At 72.5% G+C, this 2,600-nt stretch carries 3 protein-coding genes and 1 pseudogene; 2 read left to right on the forward strand and 2 right to left on the reverse strand.

The features are described from left to right. A partial coding sequence (locus B8460_RS23065; protein ID WP_048861891.1) for a hypothetical protein occupies positions 1 to 198 on the forward strand: 198 nt, incomplete at its 5' end. On the opposite strand, the gene B8460_RS12280 is transcribed toward B8460_RS23065, so the two are convergent. Both B8460_RS12280 and B8460_RS12285 read right to left on the reverse strand, forming a co-directional pair. Further along, positions 182 to 1,546, reverse strand: a complete 1,365-nt coding sequence (locus B8460_RS12280) for an ATP-binding protein (RefSeq protein ID WP_048861892.1) — start codon at positions 1,544 to 1,546, stop codon at positions 182 to 184. The genes B8460_RS23065 and B8460_RS12280 overlap by 17 nt on opposite strands. Continuing rightward, positions 1,533 to 2,207, reverse strand: a complete 675-nt coding sequence (locus tag B8460_RS12285; RefSeq protein WP_048861893.1) for a response regulator transcription factor — start codon at positions 2,205 to 2,207, stop codon at positions 1,533 to 1,535. The genes B8460_RS12280 and B8460_RS12285 overlap by 14 nt, the downstream gene beginning before the upstream one ends. Positions 2,208 to 2,356: 149 nt before the next feature. Between B8460_RS12285 and B8460_RS12290 the strand changes: the two are divergent. Further along, positions 2,357 to 2,600 (forward strand): annotated as a pseudogene (locus tag B8460_RS12290) (TolC family protein); the annotation flags it as partial.

The raw sequence follows: 2,600 nt of genomic DNA on the forward strand, positions 1-2,600 counted from the left end.
CCCGACGCGGTGCGCGCGACCGGCGCGGAGTACGTGCTCATCTGCCCCGCGCCCGCCGGCGCGGCTGGGCATGGCGATACGCTGTGGGACCGGCTCCGTCGCGACGATCCGCCGTCGTGGCTCGCCCCGGCGGGCGTCGGCCGTCCCATGCCGGGGATCGCCGCGCCGGTTCTGTGGCGGGTCAGGCCGGACCGCTGAGCGCGGGGAACACCAGCACGCAGCGCAGGCCGGGCCGGTTATCCTCCAGCACGAGGTCGGCGTCGTGCAGCAGGGCGATCGCCTTCACCACGCTGAGGCCGAGGCCGCTGCCCGGCGTCGTTCGGCTCGTCTCCAGCCGGTAGAAGCGTCGCAGCACCTTCGCGCGCAGGGCGGGGGGAATGCCCGGGCCGTCATCGGCGACGCTCGCGCGCACCACGCCCGCGTCCCACGCGGCCGTGACCGCGATGGCCGCGCCGTCCCCCGCGTGGCGGATCGCGTTCTCGATCAGGTTGGCGAATAGTTGCGCGAGGAGCTGACGGTCGCCCGCGACCCGCGACCCTGGGGCGGCCGCGACCGTCAGGCGCTGCCGATGCTCCTCCGCGACCGGCACATAGGCTTCGGCCACGTCGCCCAGCAGGACGCCGAGATCGACCTCCGTGAAGCCGGCGCGGCGCGACCCGCTTTCGATCTGCGCGATGCGCAGCAGGGCGGCGAAGGTCTCGAGGATGGCATCGGCGTCGCGGATCGACCCCTCGACCGCGTCGCGCAGCGCCGCCGCGTCCCGGTCGCGGCGCAACGCCAGTTCCAGCCGCTGCCGCAGCCGGCTGAGCGGCGTGCGGAGGTCGTGCGCGATGTCGCTCGACACCTGCTGCACCTCGCCCATCAGCTCCTGGATGCGGTCGAGCATCGCGTTGAGGCTGGCGGCGAGCCGGTCCAGCTCGTCGCCCGAGCCGCGCAGGTCGATCCGCCGGCCGAGATCGCCCTTCATGATGTCGCGGCTTGCGAGGCTCATCGCGTCGATGCGCCGCAGCAGGCTGTGGCTGGTCGCGAGGCCGCCCAGGATCGCGAGCGCGATCGTCACTGCGAAGCCCGCGGCAAAGGCGTGGACGATCACCGTCCGCATCTCGCCCTGTTCGAAATCGCTGATGCCGACGAACAGATAGGACCCGTCCGACAGCACGACGCCGCGCCCGCGTATGCCGCCATCGGCATGCCGTCCCGCGCGTCCCGACGGCCCCAGCACGCGCACGCCCGGCAGCGGACTTGCGGCCGGCATGTTGCCCGCCAGCACGCGCCCCTGCGCATCCTGCAACAGGTAGTAGATGCCCGGCGCGCGCGCGACGAGCTGCTCGATCACCGGGCGCAGGGCGGGCGCGGTGTCGGCCGCGGCATCGGCCCGCACCTCGGTCAGTTCGTTGGCGACCGTGCGGTCGATCTGGCGCGCGATGTAGCCGGTCGCCGACCAGGCGACGATCACGAACAGCACGGCGACGCACAGCCCGAACACGCCGCCGTAGAGCAGCGTCAGCCGGAAGCTCGAAGTCCGCAGCAGCCTAGGAAGGCGCACGCAGGCAGTACCCGGCGCCGCGTACCGTGTGGATCAGCTCGGCGCGGCCCTGATCGATCTTCGCCCGCAGGCGGCTGATGTGACTGTCCACGATGTTGGTGCGCGGGTCGAAGTGGAACTGCCAGACATTCTCCAGCAGCATCGTGCGCGTCACCACCTGGCCTGCGTGGCGCATCAGGTATTCCAGCAGCATGAACTCGCGCGGCTGCAGCTCGATGCGCGCCCCGCCGCGCCGCACGCTGCGCGCCAGCAGGTCCATTTCCAGGTCGGCGACCTGCAGCACCGTCTCCGGCGCGTGGCCGCGCGCCCGCCGGCCGAGGGCGGCGACGCGCGCCACCAGCTCCGCGAAGGCGAAGGGCTTGGTCAGGTAGTCGTCCCCGCCCGCATTCAGCCCCGCCACCCGGTCGTCGATGCCGCCCATGGTGGTGAGGAACAGCACGGGCGTCGCCACGCCGCTCGCGCGCAGGACGCGCACCAGCCCCAATCCGTCGATCCCGGGCAGCATGCGGTCCACCACCAGCACGTCCCACTCGCCGGCCGCCGCCTCGAACAGCGCGGTCCGGCCGCCGGCGGCGTGCTGCACCTCGTGCCCTTCGCCCTGCAGTCCCTGCAGGATGTAGTCGGCGGTGTCGGGATCGTCCTCGATCAGCAGGATTCGCATGGCGCGACAGCCTCGGGCGCAGCGGCCCGCGCTTGTCAAGTTGGCGATCGCGAATGTTGGGAGCAGGTGCCGGAAAGGTCGGGTCGGGTAGCCGGCAAAATACGATGTCGTACCGACGGCCTGTATATACTGTTCTGCTTGCTGCCGCCATGCTTCCCGGCGCCTGCGCGCGCTATCACGCGGCGCCGCTCGCGGACCGGCCGGCGCTCGCCGCCTCCGTCGCGGATCTGCGTCACGAGGGCGTGGCACCCGGCGGTCCGCTGTCGGTCGACGACGTCGCCGTGCTGGCCGTGCAGAACGATCCCGACCTGGTCGCGGCACGGGCGCGGCACGGCATCGCCAAGGCGCAGCTGCTGCAGGCCGGGCTGCTGCCCAATCCGCAGATCGCGCCCG

Origin of the sequence: Acidisphaera rubrifaciens HS-AP3 (assembly GCF_000964365.1) — a bacterium.
Classification (GTDB): Bacteria; Pseudomonadota; Alphaproteobacteria; order Acetobacterales; family Acetobacteraceae; genus Acidisphaera; species Acidisphaera rubrifaciens.